This window comes from Nitrosomonas sp. (genome assembly GCF_040240425.1).
Lineage (GTDB): Bacteria > Pseudomonadota > Gammaproteobacteria > Burkholderiales > Nitrosomonadaceae > Nitrosomonas.
The window spans coordinates 35,886-52,089 of the sequence record NZ_QPHG01000016.1 but is presented as its reverse complement, the minus strand read 5'-3'; the positions used below and the strand labels follow the sequence as shown (position 1 = coordinate 52,089).

The window sequence follows — 16,204 nt, the reverse complement described above, 5'->3', positions numbered from 1 at the left end:
CAGCACGCAGTGCTTCAACGGGAATGGATATTTAATGTTGGAAAAAAACAGGCAATTTCAACCGCGGCCGTTTCCGGTGCATCGGAACCATGTACTGCATTGGCGTCAATGCTGTCGGCAAAATCGGCGCGAATCGTTCCTTTCTCCGCTTTCTTGGGATCGGTAGCGCCCATCAGATCGCGGTTCTTTTTAATGGCCTCATCTCCTTCCAATACTTGCACCATCACAGGACCCGATATCATGAATTTAACCAGATCGTTAAAAAACGGACGCGCGCGATGCACGGCATAAAATTGCTCAGCTTCTGCTTGTGATAAATGCATCATTCGCGCCGCAATGATTTTCAAACCACTTGATTCAAAACGGGAATAAATTTGCCCAATCACATTCTTCGCCACAGCATCCGGTTTAATGATGGATAGTGTCCTCTCAATTGCCATTAAATACTCCAATTAATTAGTAAATTAAGCGGTGCATTTTAACAAAAAAACAGCCGGGAATCGTAAAACATATGGATTAATTCCGGCATCGGGCGTTTTTCGTTGCGGAATCCATCCAGTCAACTTACCGGTCAGGATCGATAAACACTTATCTCATTTGTACGGACTTAGGGCGATCACGAAAATATTGTTTATTTTCATAATAAGATTCACTGTCGTTATCGCCAATCCAACCCGGATATCCTAAAAGGGGAATCGGCACCAAATCGGAAGTTGACGATAACGTTTGCAATAAGTAAAGCTCCAACATGGCATCGATAGCACACAATTGAGCTGGTAAATCGTGCGCAAAAAAAGCTTCCGGCACATTAAAAATTATTGCTTTGCCGGTCATACCGGCATAGGGATTTAATGCCTTCTCGTACAGTCCATGGCCAAAAACAAAAAACCGCATTGATAACAGCACTGCTTTGCGCTGCCGCCAAAACAATTCCTTCCATTCAAAATCTTTTATCAGCTGAATTAATGCTGCCTGACTGCATACGACAATCACCCCAGATTCATCGAACAGCGTTGCAGCATCTCGTAATTTGCAACGATTCCGTACCTGATTTGATAACTCAACCAACTGTGCCTGATAGTGCAGCTGGTTGAGCGCGGATTTAGCTTGCGGAAAAATTTGCCACACCAAAGCATTAAAAAAATCGTGCCAATTCTGCGCTCTAGTCGGTATTTTACCGGTTAAGTAAATTCCGGGTTCATATCGTTGCTCAGCATCAAGCTTACCGGGAATTTGAGGCACAAAGCGGACCGATTTTCCTGATCGGGTAAGTATTTCCCGGTTCTGCTGAGCGCAGAGCTTATTTAGATCGTCAGGCTCGGACCAGGATTGCTGATTCTTAAAATGTCTTTGCAGATACAAAAAAGGCTCAAATATCGGCGAAAGCTCAATAAAATCAGGATTCCACTGTTGCTCATTCATTCCTGATTTCAGTTTGACCGGAATTAATACTGCTTCAACGGGTACAAATTAATGATTATCCGCAGGTAGGCTACTATTCAGTAGATTTTGAGCGCGCAAAAGCTTCAGATGATCCAATCCAAAATGAATAAACGCGAGTGCCGTATAAATTGGCGCCAGCAAATTGAGTATCGGTATAAATTGAATTAATCCGGTCAATAATCCCAATCCCCACAATGAATATCTGTTTTCCGCGCATATTGTCTTGATTTCTTGTTTACTGGCATGCTCCGATAATGCATCGTAGCGGAATAGTTGCTGATTCATAAAGGCTGCAGCAGCAAAAGGAATAATGATACCCGCACCCACCGCCCATAACGGTAACGTGACAACCCAAATGAGTATAAAAACACCGCACGCCAGAATTGCATTGACGACACTACCGGCGATGCTACCGCCATATTCCCGTTTAAGCTCCGGATAGTCGCGATTCGCTACCAGATTGATAAGCGCGGGCATTATAAAAATAGCGGTGATCATCAGCGTTGTCATTATTACGAGCGGCACGTATACCATGAAGTATAAGAGATTCTGAATAGCAGAGGACACCCAATCAGACTGGATATCCCGTAACCATTCGCCAATTCCAATCTGATCAAATAACATGACAACTAATTCAGAAAAACTATTCTGGAAAACAAAACCGATGATGAGCCATAACAGGATCGAAACCATAATTGGCCAAATAATGATCCAAGCAATTTTGAAACGTACTAAGTCACGAAATGCACTGGCACTTGCTTTAAATATAAAAGACATTTAGCTACCGGTTAGAAATAATATATGATGGTTTCCGAGGAAAATTGATTATCTACGATATCCATTTGGTTTACCAGTCACCAAAATCTGGCAAAACAATAGAATTATATATTTCAAAATACTGAATTTCATTTCAACTTGTGTCGTAACAACATTACAACAATAAAAAATTTAATCATTTGCTTTAATATTCTTAAGTTTCATGAAAAAGCTTTGATTACTAAAGTTCTCCATAAAGGTGTCGATAAGGCACTCAATGAATTTCGTCAAGAGGTCTAAAAGTGAAAATAGATAAATCATTACAGCCAGTGTCAACCGTATCTGTCAGTGATGGAAAAAGGCGGGCTGATATCACACCCAGCACAGATGCGAGTCAAGAAAATAGTGTGCATTTAAGCCCGAACGCGGCGAAACTGCAAAATATTGACAGTAGTTCCGCAAACGGCTCGGTTGTTAATACCGCGCGTGTCGCAGAAATAAAACAAGCGATTAGCGAAGGTAATTTTCAGATAAATCCTGAGGTTGTAGCTGATCGATTACTCGAGACAGTTAAGGAATTAATTCAATCTAAGAAAGGTGCCATCTAATGTCTCAATCACAGCACATAATGTGCTTTATGAATGAACTGAAGGATGAAAAAGGTATTTTTCAAGCATTTATTGAGATTCTCAAAAAAGAAGAAAATGCACTCGTGGAAGGAAAAATAGAAGCAATAGATTTTCTCGCTTCAGATAAATCACGCTTAATCGAAGAATTAATACAGTTTGATGAGCATCGCACTGATTACCTTAAGAAACAAGGACTCAATCTAGAGAAAAAAAGTATTGATGCCTGGTTGATCGGATTAATCGAGCAACATTCAGATCTATTGGAAGTAAAAAATTTATGGAATGAATTACTCGATTTGGCAAAATTAGCTCAACAACTCAATCACTCAAATGGTTTGATGATTTCAACTCAATTGCAACATAATCAACGCGCTTTCGCCGCACTGCACAGTGCGGCAGGAAATGTTTCACTCTACGGCCCCAAAGGTCAGACTTACATTTGATCTTAGCGCAATTACTCAACGATAGGAATTTCAGTTACTTTATCCGGATCGGCAGATAAAATCATAACCGATACCCGGCGGTTTCTTTTTCTTCCCTCAGGGGTATCATTACTTTCTATCGGCCTATTCTCGCCATATCCCACTGCGGTCAGCCGGTGCGCTTCAACGCCATTTTCTATAAATAATCTGACCACACTGCTAGCACGAGCAGTCGATAATTCCCAGTTTGATGGAAAACTGCCATTATGGATCGGCAAATTATCCGTATGCCCTTCGACATGAATTTCGTGCTCATGACCCTTGATCACATTGGCTACGGCCTGGAGCGTTAAGCTTGAATTCTCGGCCAGTTTAGCTTGTCCTGGTGAAAAAAGAACGCTGGCGTTGATCTCAACCGTTATTCCCAAAGAACTTTGGGTAATTCTCACCTGACCATCTTTCACTAAAGGATCCAAAGTATGAAGGATATTCTTAGCCATGCTTTTCATTTTTTCTTGTTTTTTTGCTTTATGAATACTGAGATTATCAATCAGTTTGATTGAATCCGTTTCATTTGATGGATGGATATTAATCGGTATAAATTCCGTGGACTGCACCGGCACCGCATTTGTTGGATTACTGCTCTTAAATGCGCTCACTAACGAAGAACTTAGAACGCGGTACTTCCCTTCATTTACCGATGAAACGGCATACATCACCACAAAAAAAGCAAACAACAGTGTTATGAAATCAGCATAGGACACAAGCCAGCGTTCCTGGTTTTCAGTGTGATCATCATTTTTTTGTTTTCTTTTTCTCAGCATCGGATTTTCAGAAATTATTGACTGATCGTTATTCTGTTTGTATCAGATTTAAATGAAATAGCCGTTCAACCGGCTCTCTATGAGTCGCGGATGCTCGCCCTGCGCAATCGCCACAAAGCCATCAAGCAGAATTTCCTGCATCACGACATGTTCACCGATGATAGTTTTAAGCTTATTGGCTACCGGTAAGAAAACCAGATTGGCTAATCCAACACCGTACACTGTCGCCACAAAAGCAACCGCAATACCGTTTCCCAGAAGATTGGGATCGGATAAGTTTTCCATGACGTGAATCAATCCGAGTACAGCACCTAAAATGCCAATCGTCGGCGCATAACCGCCGGCGGCTTCCCAGATCCGGGCCGATTGACGTTGATAGTTCTCCAAAGCCAAAACATCAATTTCCAAAGCTTCGCGGATTTTTTCAGGCGGACTGCCATCCGCCAGCAATTGCAATCCCTTCTTTGTCAGCGGATCCTTTACACCGGGAACAAACTCTTCAAGCACCAGCAACCCTTCCTTCCGTGCAATATGCGCCCAATTAATAATTTGTTTAATCAGGGCTTGCGGAGAATGCTCCGGTGGAAAGAAAACCCATGCGCCCATTCGCAGACCATTGATAAAAATTTTCATCGGACTTTGCAGTAAAACCGCTCCGACAGTGCCACCCATCACGATTACAAATGCGGCCGCTTGCAACAAAGAACTGATATGCCCGCCTTCAAGAAACTGCCCGCCTACGATTGCCACCAAAGCCAGCAGAATGCCAAAGACGCTGTTCAAATCCATCTTTGATTTTTTAAGCATCACATATTCCGTTTAATGGCGCGGATAGACGGTATAAAACACTTCAAGTATTTCTTAAGCGGCTGCGCAGCCTTGCCACTGCTTGCGTGTGCAACTGACATACACGGGATTCGCTGACACCCAGCACCTCACCGATTTCCCTCAGATTCATTTCCTGTTCGTAATGCATACCCATGACCTGTTTTTCCCGCGGCGGAAGGTTATCAATGGCAGCAATCAATGTGCTGCGGAAATTTTCATCCAGCAGCGCATTTAGCGGATCGCCTTCGGAATCAATGAAAAGCCGATCCAGAAAAGGCTCTTCATCTTCCTGCTGAAAATCTTCGTAATAAATCAACTGCGCGCCGCGTGCACTTTGCAAGGTCTCATGGTATTCATCCAACGACATCTCCAGCTCGGCTGCCAGATCCAGCTCATTCGGCGCGCACCCATTCCGTTGTTCCAGCATATTCACCGCCGCTTCGATCCGGCGCATTTTTTTACGGATACTGCGTGGCAGCCAATCGGCTTCGCGCAACTCATCCAGAATCGAACCGCGTATCCGTTGCGCCGCATAACTCTCAAACTGGCGCCCGTAAGATCCTTCGTAGCGATTAATCGCATCCAGCAGGCCGATCATGCCGGCCTGAATCAAATCATCAACTTGTACGCTAGCTGGCAGACGCGTCATCATATGGTAAGCAATGCGCTTTACCAGCGGCGTAAATTCAGTGACAAATTGTTTTTTATCAATCGTTTTGGTTCCAGTCGCAATATACATATTCAATCACACCGTAAAATTAGCCATACTCAAATGACTCGTCATAATCAATCGCTGCATGAAATGATCCATTCCCCCGCTATATTTATCCGGGCAAGTAGAGCGCAAAATATTTTCTGCTACATGCCGGAAGCAAATAGCCGCTTGCGAAGCCGGAAACATCTCGATCACCGGTTTACACAATTGCGTTGCACTCCGTAATCGCTCATCACTTTCAACGTAACCGGCATATTCAAGCGAAACCGACAAATATTGGCGCGCCACCCGGTATAAATTCTGATAAATCATCAGTGCTTCCGTTTCCGATTCAACCTTATTCACCAAAATCAGAAAATGCTGCTTGGAATACTCCTGACTCATGATTTTGATCAGCGCGTAAGCACCGGTAATCGATGCCGCAGAACCGAAAATCACGATCATGACTTGTTCCGAAGCCAGGCTTAACGGTAAAACATGCGTCGTGCCGGTCATGGCGGTATCGATCAACACAATATCGACGGACTCCGTCAGCTCGGAAAAACTCTTGACCAGCCAATCCTGTTCGAGCGGGTTCAACTTGTTCAGTGCATGAATGCCGCGCATCGCTGATAAGATCGTGATATTTTCCGGGCCTTGCAGCAGCACCTGGTCGAGTCTTTTATCCTTATGAATCACATGCAGTAAATCGAAGCGCGCCTGCAAGCCCAAACTGGTGCAGATATTGTTATGGCAAGGATTTTCATCGATCAATAAAACCCGTTGACCGTTCTGCGCCAGCGCTGCCGCAAGATTCACAACCACACTGGTTTTCCCGACACGCGATTTGCCGCCGGCGATGGTAAAGACGCGCGCCGGATCACGCTTCTGATAAGAAGTCAGATTGCGCAAGCCCGCGGCCTGATCTTGTAAAATCAACCTAGTCATACATGAATCCCGCTAATGATCTTTCTTCCGATGGCGCTGGCTCGCTATTCCGGGTCGCCATGACCAACGCGAACTCGGCATCCTGTAAAGTAAAAGCCGTGTCACCCGGCACCGATTTAAAAATGCGATGCAACAAATAGCGTGAATTGGCGGTATGGATATCTTCCGGAACCTTCTGCCCGTTGGCGACATAGTGCAGCGGCAACTTTCTCCGGATAACGACATCCAGCGCCACGCCCAGGCTCGCAGCTTCATCGATTTTTGTGATGATGCAACCGTAAATTCCGTTCTTCTGATAAGCGGCAATCACTTCATCCAATGTGCTGCCGTTGGATGCAGCGCTGAGAACGAGCATGCGCTTCACATCCGCGCCGCAGTTGCTGAGCATGGCGATTTGCTGCGCCACCATTTGATCGCGCTGGCTCATGCCCACGGTATCGATCAGCACCATATGCTTGTTTTTGAGTTCCGACAGCGTCAGCTGTAAATCCTCGGTATCCTTGATATTGCGTACGGGAATACCCAATAATTGCCCATAAATTCTCAATTGCTCATGACCGCCAATACGGTAACTATCGGTCGTCAGCAACGCCACTTTGTCGGCACCATGCCGGATCACGCAACGCGCCGCCAGTTTCGCTGTAGTCGTTGTTTTACCGACGCCGGTCGGGCCGATCAGTGCATACACCCCGCCCTTTTCAATGATGTCGTCACTGGCCACTGTCCGCAGATTAAAGGCCAGCGCGGACATGGCTTGTTTCAGGCTATGCTCGTAATCGAGACCGGCGGATAGCTTGTCGATCAGACGGCGCGCCAATAGCGGACTGAATCCCGTATCCAGCAGGGTGCGTAACAGTTTTACTTTTTCCGGGCTGCGTTGGGTAAAACTCCCCCAGGCTACGGTCGCCAGCTGATCTTCCAGCGTGCTTTTCATCGCTTGGATCTCGGCGATGATGTCCTTGGCTAAGGATGCGGACAGCACATCGCTCGAAGTTTTGCGCGTTTCCGCCGGTTCATTGCGCATTGGCAGCATGTCTGAATACGGGTCCGCCGCACTCAGCATTTTGCTTTGCTCGTAATGCGAAATACCCTGCAACGGCGGCATTGAAGGCATCGAAGGCGTTGGTTGCATTGATGGCTTAGCCGGTATAGCCGGTGTGTGGGGTTGCACCAGATCGGTCATATCGGAATCCGCCAATGCCATGATTTCCACGCCATCCCGGGTTTTACGGTTCGACAGAATTACCGCGTCCTCACCCAATTCCTCTTTGACATGACGGAGTGCTTCGCGGGATGTGGAAGCAAGATAGCGTTTTACTTTCATTTGTTACCTCCAATCACGGAAGTGATTTTGATTTTTCGTGAATCTGGAATTTCAGAATGTGCCAACACCCTTAACTGTGGAATCGCGCGGCGTAAAAATTTGGCTAGCAGGAAGCGGATCGAGCCCGGCGCCAGTAACACCATCGGTAATCCCAGTTTTTCCTGCTGCTGCGCCGCGTTACGCGCTTCTCTCAACAAAGTATCGGCCAATCCGGGTTCAATTCCGGCGCCCTGTCCGCCGCCGGTCTGCATCACGTGACCCAGTATGTTCTCCAGCTCATGATGCAGGCTCATGACTTGGACTTCAGAACCGGCAGGATAAAATTGATCGACGATCGCACGCCCCAAAGCGGTTCTGACAACTGCGGTCAGTTCGATTGCGTCTTGTGTCTGCGCTGCATATTCGGTCAGCACATCAATGATGGTGCGCATGTCGCGGATATGCACATTTTCTTCCAATAGATTGTGCAAAATTTTCTGTACCGTCGATAACGGCAGCAACTTCGGCACCAAGTCTTCGATAAGTTTCGGAAACTGCGCATTGAGATGGTCCAGCAGTTTTTGCAATTCCTGCCGGCCCAGTAACTCGGCCGCATGCATATGAATCAAATGATTGATATGCGTGGTCACCACGGTGCTGGCATCGACCACGGTATAACCGTTGATTTGCGCTTGCTCGCGCAAATTGGCTTCGATCCAAACGGCGGGAAGACCAAACGCCGGATCAGTCGTTGCGGTGCCCGGTAACTGCGCGGTAACACGGCCAGGATTGATCGCCAGATACATACCGGAATACGACTCGCCTTGCCCGATGATTGAACCTTTCAACGTGATGCAATAAGCATTCGGACGTAGTTCCAGGTTGTCGCGGATATGAATGACCGGCGGTAGGAAACCGATTTCCTGGGCGAATTTTCTGCGGATACCATTGATTCTTTTCAGCAGATCGCCCTGTTGCGCTTTATCGACCAAAGGAATCAAGCGATAGCCGACTTCCAATCCCAGCGTATCAATCGGTGTGACGTCACTCCAGCTTGCGTCCGTTTTTTCGATGGAAGGCAATTCCGGAACCACCGTTTCAACCGGCTTAACAACCGGATTTTTTATTTTCAAGTAGGCTATTCCACCCAAAATGGATGCAATCAGCAGAAATACAAAATTCGGCATACCGGGAATCATTCCCATCACACCCAAAATAACTGCGGTGATAACCAATATTTGCGGTTGGTTGAACAGCTGATTCAGAACCTGCTCGCCCAGATCTTCATCGGTAGTGACACGGCTCACCATCAAACCGGCGGCGGTCGAAATAATCAGCGCCGGGATTTGTCCGACCAAGCCGTCGCCAATGGTCAACAAGGTGTAATTCTTTGCCGCCGCGCCCAGTTCCAGATCATGTTGCATGACACCGACAATCAATCCGCCGATGATGGTAATCAACATAATCAAGATGCCGGCAATCGCGTCGCCGCGCACGAACTTGCTGGCACCATCCATGGAACCGTAAAAATCCGCTTCCTGGGAAATCGTTGCTCTGCGTTTGCGCGCTTCATCCTCGCCGATCAAACCGGCGTTCAGGTCGGCATCGATCGCCATTTGCTTACCCGGCATGGCATCCAAGGTGAAACGTGCGCTGACTTCGGCAATACGTCCCGCACCTTTGGTAATCACAACAAAGTTGATCACCACCAGAATAATGAATACGACGATACCAACCGCGTAATTCCCGCCCACCAGAAAGTGCCCGAACGCTTCGATCACCTTACCGGCGGCATCGGGCCCGGTATGACCTTCGAGCAATACCACCCGGGTGGAAGCGATGTTCAGCGATAACCGCAACAAGGTAGTAATCAGCAGAATTGTCGGAAAAACCGCAAAATCCAGCGGATTCCGGGTGTACAGACTGACCATCAGCACGATGATCGATACCGCAATATTGAAAGTGAAGAACACATCCAGAATGAATGGCGGCAGCGGTAACACCATCATGGCCAGAATCATAATAATCAATATTGGCCCGGCCAAATTCTTAAGATTATTAAGCACTCCTACGGATGACAATGTAGCTGCATTATTCATAATGTGGGCCATAAAAACTGATCATTAATAGTGTTCAACGTTATCCCGTTCCGCTAGACTGCCTGCTGTCCCGGATCGAGTTCCGCAGGAACTGGCACATCCACCGGCGGCTGCGGTGCTTTTCCGCCGTACTCGTTATAGCGCTTCAACTGGAAAACATAAGCCAGCACTTCGGCAACCGCGGTATACAATTTTTCCGGTATTTCACTTTCCAACTCGGCGTGATGATATAAAGCACGCGCCAGCGGCGGCGCTTCCAGAATTGGGATACGATGCTCTTCGGCAACTTCACGAATACGCGCTGCCAGCAAATGCACGCCCTTGGCGATGACTTTCGGCGCCCGCATGCTGTTACTGTGATAGCGCAGTGCCACGGCGTAATGCGTCGGGTTTGTGACAATAACGTCGGCTTTCGGCACTTCCGCCATCATGCGGCGGCGCGCGGCTTCCCGTTGCAAACCGCGGATACGTGCTTTAATGAATGGATCGCCTTCACTTTCCTTGTATTCCTTGCGGATCTCTTCCTTAGTCATGCGCAATTGCTTGGCATGTTCCCAGAGTTTGTAAGGCACATCGATCACAACCACCAGAATCATCGCGCCCACAATCAGCAGAAAACTCATCGTCAGGAATTCACCCGTGCGGCTGATGCCAAGATCGACAGGCATCGCCAGCAGCATCATCACGGATTCCTTGTTGTACCAAATCACCAGCGCGGCGACACTGCCGATCACGATCGTTTTGAGAATCGCTTTTACCAGCTCGACCAGACTGTGCACGGAGAAAATCCGGCCGATACCTTTAATGGGGTCAATGCGGTCAAATTTGGGCATCAGCGCCTTGGTGCTGAACATCCAACCGCTCAATGACATCGGTGCGAAGAACGCTACGACCAGAAGTAAAAACAACAAAGGTGCAATCGCGATTAAACCTTCAAAAGCAAGCTCGTAAAAACGATTGAGCATCAAGTCGGGCTGATGCGCTAATTCACGCTCTATATGCATGCCTGCTTTCATGATCTTCAGCAACTTGTCCATCATGCCGCTGCCCATGAACAATATCCCGGCAGAGGATGCCAGCAATACAGTAAACGTAGTCAGTTCCATAGAACGCGCAACCTGACCTTCCTCTCGCGCTTTCTCTATGCGCTTCGGCGTCGCCTCCTCGGTACGTTCTAAATCACTATCTTCAGCCATGACAAGCTCCAAATATCTGCAAATGAATTATCATTGCGAACACTGGGATTCAATAGCGGGAATAAAGAAGGAATCATCCCCTTTATTATCGAAACATTGAAAATAATAACGAATAATTATTAATATCAATATGTTAAATAATAATTCATGCATAATATCGCGCCTTCGATGTATGTCCCACATCGCTACTCACCTAATGATCTAATTACTTTCATCTCCTTATGCAGTCTACGTTACGTTTTATCCGTCCCTTCCTGATAACAAGCCTGTTAATCGTTTGCTTATCGATGCTTACAACTGCGTTATTATTGCGCGGCAGCTTGCCGCAGTATGACGGCGAAGCGGCATTACCCGGCTTGGCCAGCGCAGTATCCATCGACCGGGATGCTTTGGGCAGTGTCACCCTGCAAGGTCAAAACCGGCTCGATCTGGCGCAGGCGCTGGGTTACGTGCATGCGCAAGAACGTTTCTTCGAGATGGATTTGATGCGCCGCCAAGCGGCGGGTGAATTGGCCGAATTATTCGGCTCCGGTGCAGCGCCGCATGACCGTAAAGCACGGTTATTCCGCATGCGCGCTCGCGCAACCGAGGTGCTGAATCAACTTTCCGGAGAACAGCAGCAATTGCTGGATGCCTACCGAACCGGCGTGAATCAGGGGCTCACCGCTTTGGCGGTGCGCCCTTTTCCTTATTTGCTGACACAAAATCAGCCTGTCGCTTGGCGCAACGAGGACAGTATCCTGGTCATTTATGCGATGTTTTTCACTTTGAACGAAGAAAACATCGACCGGGAGCTGGCGTTATCGCGATTGCACGCAACGCTACCCACCTCGGTCTATCACTTTCTGACGCAGAATGCCGGAAATTGGGATGCGCCGCTACTTGATGCGCCGATTACCCAGGCGCAACTCCCGCCGGCAACCGACATCAACCTGCAAGTGCTGGATAAACATCTATTCAAGGATGGCCAGCTGGATACGGAACAGTCCCCGGGCAGTAACAGTTTCGCGGTTTCCGGCGCGTTAGCCGATGGTGCTGCAATTGTCGCCAACGATATGCATTTGACGCTGCGGGTGCCGAATCTGTGGTTTCGTTCCCGGCTGATTTATCCCGATGCCACCTCTCCGGGCCAGCAGCACGACATCACCGGCATCAGCTTACCCGGTGTCCCTTCAATCGTGACCGGATCAAACCGGCATATTGCGTGGAGCTTCACCAATAGCCACGGCGATTTTTCCGATTGGGTGCGCATTACCATCGATGATCGCGATAACACGCGCTATCTCGGCGCAACCGGCTGGCAACCGCTGCGAATCGTCGAAGAAACTGTCCATATCCGTAACGCCCCGGACGAGGTATTGACGATTTCCGAAACCGGATGGGGGCCGGTCATTGCGGAAGATCATGATAAAACGCCGCTGGCGCTGGCCTGGACTGCGCTGCGGCCGGAAGCCGTCAATCTCAATTTGATCCAACTGGAACAAGTAAAAACCGCCGCACAGGCCGCAAAAATTGCGCAACGATTTGGCATTCCGGTACAAAACTTCATCGCCGGTGATCGCGACGGCAATATCAGTTGGACGCTCGCGGGCCGCATTCCCGCCCGTTCCGGCAATTATGATGGGCAAATACCCGCCGATTGGACGCAACCCGATACCGGCTGGCATGGCTGGCTCGATCCCGCGCATTATCCCGTGCTCCACAATCCCGCTTCGCAACGATTATGGTCGGCCAATTCCCGCACTGTCTCGGGCGATCAGCTCACGCTGCTAGGCAATGGCGGTTTCGATCTGGGCGCACGCGCCACGCAAATCCGTGACAGCTTATTGGCACGCGAACAGTTTACCGTCGATGACTTGCAAGCCATTCAGTTGGATTACCGCGCGCTATTGTTAACCCGCTGGAATCAGTTACTGCAAACCACGCTCGAAACAGCAGACGACGCGGCTTCATGGATTCCGGTCATGAAAACCGCGCTGGCCGGTTGGAATGAACAGGCTGCCGCGGATTCCGTTGCGTACCGCATCGTACGTGCGTACCGCTATGAAGTGATGAAAACCGTATTAAATGGATTTGCTGCAGCGGTGCGGCAGCATCATGAAAATTTTGAACTCCCGAGGCTGAGCCAAACCGAATCGATTCTCTGGCAATTGATCGAGCACCAGCCGCAGCATCTGCTTCCGGCACCGTATAAAACTTGGGATGAATTACTCTACCGCTGCGCGCAAACGATTGCGGCGCAATTACAGCAGGATGGCGGTATTACGGAACGCAACTGGGGAATGCAGAATGCCGCGCGGATCAAACATCCGCTCAGCCAGAAACTGCCCGGATGGCTCGCGCAATGGCTGGATATGCCGCACGACCCGCTGCCCGGCGATCACAACATGCCGCGCGTGCAATCGCCCAACTTCGGCGCATCGCAACGCTCGGTGGTTGCGCCAGGGCAGGAAGAACAAGGGTATTTTGATATGCCCGGCGGGCAAAGCGGACACCCGCTGTCACCGTATTACGGCAGCGGGCACGCCAATTGGGTTAGCGGAAAACCGACGGCTTTTCTTCCGGGTGTTGCTGAAAGACAGATGAAATTGATTCCATCGAAATAGCTGGTAACACAACGTGTACCGGCTGATTTAACTGCGTTTAATGTTTCTTATGCTCGTTGCGGGCTTCCGTTTCTTCAATGATCTGCGCGTCTTCGATGATCACGGTCTGATCCGTTTCCGCTTGCCGGCTGGCATCGCCAGGATGTTGCATGGAATTTTCGTACTTCCTGCGTAGCCACCAGAAGCGTGTTCCGACCACCAAAATGGCCACCGCCAGCAGCGCAAGAAAAGCGGCAAAAAAGAATATGCCAAGTACGATCATAATTGCCACAACGGGAATGAGTATCGCATAGGTCAACCAGCGATTCACCGGAGAAACCGGCACACGCTGATATTGACCCGATTCGTCCTGGCGATACTCGGAAACTCTGCTGATAATAATTTTCCTTTCTTCGTCGCTCATTGCATCAACTCCTCTATTTCGGCAATTGTCTTGGGCGCCGCCAACGTCAAAATCTCATGGCCCGATGGAGTAACCACGACATCGTCTTCGATGCGGATACCGATATTCCAGAAATGTTCCGGCACATTATCCGCCGGACGAATGTAACACCCCGGCTCAACGGTAAGCACCATACCGGGCTGCAATGCACGCCATTCGCCCTTCTGCTTGTACTCACCGGCATCGTGCACATCCATGCCCAGCCAATGCCCGGTTCTGTGCATGTAAAAACGTTTGTAATCTTCCGATTCCAGCACCGCATCGACGCTGCCTTGGCACAACCCCAGATCGATGAAACCCTGCGCCAATACGTGCAATGCCGCCTGATGCGGATCATTCCAGCGCTTTTCCGGCTGCACTTGCGCCATTGCGGCGGCTTGCGCAGCCAGCACCAGTTGATAAACATCGCGCTGAGCAGCGGTAAATTTACCATTCACTGGGAATGTGCGGGTAATATCCGACGCATAACCATCCAACTCGCACCCGGCGTCGATCAGTAATAAATCGCCTGATTTCAGCTCAGCATCATTCTGCACATAATGTAACACGCACGCATTGGCGCCACCTGCAACAATGGAAGTATATGCCGGTGCTTGCGACCCATGCCGGTAAAACGTATAAAGCAATTCCGCTTCGACTTCAAATTCGCGCATACCTGGACGCACCGTTTGCATCGCGCGCTGATGCGCTTGCGCCGAAATATCCGCGGCACGCTGCATGATCTGCAATTCGTCGGTGCCTTTGATCAGGCGCATTTCATCCAAGAGCGCTCGGCTATCATGAATTTCCGCCGGTACGGCAACGCCCGTGCGCGCTAACTCACGCACCCGGTTTAACCAGCCGATAACGCGTTGATCCCACGCCGCATCCAATCCCAATGCGGTATAAACCGCCGGTTGATCGGCCAATAATTTGGGCAGTAATGCATCCAGCTGATCGATCGGGTGTGCTTCGTCAAAGCCAAACATTGTTTTGGCGGCCTCGGGGCCATAACGAAAGCCATCCCAGATCTCGCGTTCCTGATCTTTCTGGCGGCAGAACAAAATATGCTTCGACGGCGTTTTATCAGTCGCGGCAACAAGGACCAACACCGCTTCGGGTTCACGGAAGCCGGTCAAATAATAAAAATAGCTGTCGAACCGGTACGGATAATGCGCATCCCGGTTACGCAACCGTTCCGGCGCTGTCGGAATAATCGCGATGCCGGATTGCATTGTGTTGGCCAGATGCTGGCGGCGGGCGATGAAATGTTGAAAGTGTGTCATAAACGAGTTCTGATGTCCTTAAACCGATCCTGCTGTTGATTCTGCGCGCGATTGGAGTTGTTTGTCCAGCCATTCAAGCCGCTGCGGTGTTCCGACATCGACCCACTGCCCGGAAAAATATTCACCGCTGACTTTTCCTTCTGTCATGGCCTGCCGCAGCAGTGGCGCCAGTTTCACCGGCAAACCCGGTTGAATGCCGCTGAAAAGCTGCGCTTGATAGATACCGATGCCGCTGAACGTCAGCTTAGGATCTCCAGTCAGCTTTACTTGATTGCCATGCAGCGCAAAATCACCCTCGGCATGATGCGGTGGATTGTCAATCAGCACCAGGTGAGCAAGCTGCTGGTTTGTGTCCGTTTGCATCGCATGCAAAACCGGCAACAGCGCCGCGTAGTCCATGCCGCAAAAAATATCCGCGTTGACGACGAGAAACGGCAAACTACCGGATTCATCCGTCAACAAAGGCAAAGCATTGGCTATTCCGCCAGCGGTTTCCAGCACCACTTGCTCGGGCGAATAGTGAATATTAACACCATAACGTTCACCGCAACCCAATGCATTTTCAATCATTTCACCCAGATACGCATGATTGATGACGATATCGGTAAAACCCGCGCGCGCCAGATTGTGCAATTGATATTCGATCAACGCATGGCCGCCCGCTTTCAGTAAAGGCTTCGGCACCGTATCGGTAAGCGGACGCATGCGCTCGCCGCGTCCCGCCGCGAGAATCATCGCTTTATAAGGAA

General features: G+C 49.2%; 16 protein-coding genes. 3 read left to right on the top strand and 13 right to left on the bottom strand.

From position 1 onward, the window contains the following. Nucleotides 1–14 precede the first annotated feature (14 nt). The 3 genes from ndk to DU481_RS08040 all read right to left on the bottom strand — a co-directional run bounded on the left by ndk (nt 15) and on the right by DU481_RS08040 (nt 2,220). Entirely contained in the window at nt 15–440 is a 426-nt protein-coding gene (gene ndk / locus DU481_RS08050; protein WP_350133659.1) for a nucleoside-diphosphate kinase, read from the bottom strand. A 148-nt stretch (nt 441–588) separates the two neighbouring features. Next, a complete protein-coding gene (locus DU481_RS08045; protein WP_350133658.1) occupies nt 589–1,422 on the bottom strand; it encodes a DUF3025 domain-containing protein in 834 nt (277 codons plus the stop codon). 48 nt (nt 1,423–1,470) lie between these two features. Further along, nucleotides 1,471–2,220 carry an EI24 domain-containing protein gene (locus DU481_RS08040; RefSeq protein WP_350133657.1) on the bottom strand — a complete coding sequence of 250 codons (750 nt, stop codon included), beginning with the start codon at nt 2,218–2,220 and terminating at the stop codon, nt 1,471–1,473. A gap of 281 nt (nt 2,221–2,501) precedes the next feature. On the opposite strand from DU481_RS08040, the gene flgM reads away from it, so the two are divergent. Both flgM and DU481_RS08030 read left to right on the top strand, forming a co-directional pair. Further along, nucleotides 2,502–2,807, top strand: a complete 306-nt coding sequence (gene flgM, locus DU481_RS08035; protein WP_350133656.1) for a flagellar biosynthesis anti-sigma factor FlgM — start codon at nt 2,502–2,504, stop codon at nt 2,805–2,807. A 29-nt stretch (nt 2,808–2,836) separates the two neighbouring features. Further along, a complete protein-coding gene (locus DU481_RS08030; protein WP_350133655.1) occupies nt 2,837–3,271 on the top strand; it encodes a flagella synthesis protein FlgN in 435 nt (144 codons plus the stop codon). Nucleotides 3,272–3,282: 11 nt separating this feature from the next. On the opposite strand, the gene motD is transcribed toward DU481_RS08030, so the two are convergent. The 7 genes from motD to flhB are packed head-to-tail and all read right to left on the bottom strand — an operon-like array spanning nt 3,283 to nt 11,142. Next, nucleotides 3,283–4,074 carry a flagellar motor protein MotD gene (gene motD / locus DU481_RS08025; protein WP_350133654.1) on the bottom strand — a complete coding sequence of 264 codons (792 nt, stop codon included), beginning with the start codon at nt 4,072–4,074 and terminating at the stop codon, nt 3,283–3,285. Nucleotides 4,075–4,122: 48 nt separating this feature from the next. Continuing rightward, the gene (locus DU481_RS08020; protein ID WP_350133653.1) at nt 4,123–4,881 is read right to left on the bottom strand and encodes a flagellar motor protein; all 759 of its coding nucleotides are present in this window, start codon (nt 4,879–4,881) and stop codon (nt 4,123–4,125) included. A 43-nt stretch (nt 4,882–4,924) separates the two neighbouring features. Next, nucleotides 4,925–5,641, bottom strand: a complete 717-nt coding sequence (locus DU481_RS08015) for an RNA polymerase sigma factor FliA (RefSeq protein ID WP_350133652.1) — start codon at nt 5,639–5,641, stop codon at nt 4,925–4,927. Nucleotides 5,642–5,647: 6 nt separating this feature from the next. Then, nucleotides 5,648–6,544 carry a MinD/ParA family ATP-binding protein gene (locus DU481_RS08010; protein WP_350133651.1) on the bottom strand — a complete coding sequence of 299 codons (897 nt, stop codon included), beginning with the start codon at nt 6,542–6,544 and terminating at the stop codon, nt 5,648–5,650. After that, nucleotides 6,537–7,868, bottom strand: a complete 1,332-nt coding sequence (flhF, locus tag DU481_RS08005; RefSeq protein ID WP_350133650.1) for a flagellar biosynthesis GTPase FlhF — start codon at nt 7,866–7,868, stop codon at nt 6,537–6,539. Before flhF ends, DU481_RS08010 begins: the two co-directional genes overlap by 8 nt. Further along, nucleotides 7,865–9,946, bottom strand: coding sequence for a flagellar biosynthesis protein FlhA (gene flhA, locus DU481_RS08000; protein ID WP_350133678.1), 2,082 nt, complete (start codon nt 9,944–9,946; stop codon nt 7,865–7,867). The genes flhF and flhA overlap by 4 nt, the downstream gene beginning before the upstream one ends. A 53-nt stretch (nt 9,947–9,999) precedes the next feature. After that, on the bottom strand, nt 10,000–11,142 hold the full coding sequence (gene flhB, locus DU481_RS07995) for a flagellar biosynthesis protein FlhB (protein WP_350133649.1): 1,143 nt from the start codon (nt 11,140–11,142) through the stop codon (nt 10,000–10,002). Between the two features lie 287 nt (nt 11,143–11,429). On the opposite strand from flhB, the gene DU481_RS07990 reads away from it, so the two are divergent. Next, entirely contained in the window at nt 11,430–13,748 is a 2,319-nt protein-coding gene (locus DU481_RS07990) for a penicillin acylase family protein (RefSeq protein ID WP_350133648.1), read from the top strand. 37 nt (nt 13,749–13,785) lie between these two features. Here DU481_RS07990 and DU481_RS07985 read toward each other — a convergent pair whose 3' ends face one another. From DU481_RS07985 to murU, 3 genes are read right to left on the bottom strand one after another with little or no spacing between them, the layout of a single operon-like run. Beyond that, a complete protein-coding gene (locus tag DU481_RS07985) occupies nt 13,786–14,151 on the bottom strand; it encodes a hypothetical protein (RefSeq protein WP_350133647.1) in 366 nt (121 codons plus the stop codon). Continuing rightward, nucleotides 14,148–15,455, bottom strand: coding sequence for a Xaa-Pro aminopeptidase (pepP, locus tag DU481_RS07980; protein ID WP_350133646.1), 1,308 nt, complete (start codon nt 15,453–15,455; stop codon nt 14,148–14,150). The genes DU481_RS07985 and pepP overlap by 4 nt, the downstream gene beginning before the upstream one ends. 18 nt (nt 15,456–15,473) lie before the next feature. After that, nucleotides 15,474–16,190, bottom strand: coding sequence for an N-acetylmuramate alpha-1-phosphate uridylyltransferase MurU (gene murU, locus DU481_RS07975; RefSeq protein WP_350133677.1), 717 nt, complete (start codon nt 16,188–16,190; stop codon nt 15,474–15,476). Nucleotides 16,191–16,204: the final 14 nt, after the last annotated feature.

Bases quoted from the DNA above. Each gene is read 5' to 3' on its own strand.
- ndk (WP_350133659.1), bottom strand. From the start codon at position 440: ATGGCAATTGAGAGGACACTATCCATCATTAAACCGGATGCTGTGGCG.
- DU481_RS08045 (WP_350133658.1), bottom strand. From the start codon at position 1,422: ATGAATGAGCAACAGTGGAATCCTGATTTTATTGAGCTTTCGCCGATA.
- DU481_RS08040 (WP_350133657.1), bottom strand. From the start codon at position 2,220: ATGTCTTTTATATTTAAAGCAAGTGCCAGTGCATTTCGTGACTTAGTA.
- DU481_RS08030 (WP_350133655.1), top strand. From the start codon at position 2,837: ATGAATGAACTGAAGGATGAAAAAGGTATTTTTCAAGCATTTATTGAG.
- motD (WP_350133654.1), bottom strand. From the start codon at position 4,074: ATGCTGAGAAAAAGAAAACAAAAAAATGATGATCACACTGAAAACCAG.
- DU481_RS08020 (WP_350133653.1), bottom strand. From the start codon at position 4,881: ATGCTTAAAAAATCAAAGATGGATTTGAACAGCGTCTTTGGCATTCTG.
- DU481_RS08015 (WP_350133652.1), bottom strand. From the start codon at position 5,641: ATGTATATTGCGACTGGAACCAAAACGATTGATAAAAAACAATTTGTC.
- DU481_RS08010 (WP_350133651.1), bottom strand. From the start codon at position 6,544: ATGACTAGGTTGATTTTACAAGATCAGGCCGCGGGCTTGCGCAATCTG.
- flhF (WP_350133650.1), bottom strand. From the start codon at position 7,868: ATGAAAGTAAAACGCTATCTTGCTTCCACATCCCGCGAAGCACTCCGT.
- flhA (WP_350133678.1), bottom strand. From the start codon at position 9,946: ATGAATAATGCAGCTACATTGTCATCCGTAGGAGTGCTTAATAATCTT.
- flhB (WP_350133649.1), bottom strand. From the start codon at position 11,142: ATGGCTGAAGATAGTGATTTAGAACGTACCGAGGAGGCGACGCCGAAG.
- DU481_RS07990 (WP_350133648.1), top strand. From the start codon at position 11,430: ATGCTTACAACTGCGTTATTATTGCGCGGCAGCTTGCCGCAGTATGAC.
- DU481_RS07985 (WP_350133647.1), bottom strand. From the start codon at position 14,151: ATGAGCGACGAAGAAAGGAAAATTATTATCAGCAGAGTTTCCGAGTAT.
- pepP (WP_350133646.1), bottom strand. From the start codon at position 15,455: ATGACACACTTTCAACATTTCATCGCCCGCCGCCAGCATCTGGCCAAC.
- murU (WP_350133677.1), bottom strand. From the start codon at position 16,190: ATGATTCTCGCGGCGGGACGCGGCGAGCGCATGCGTCCGCTTACCGAT.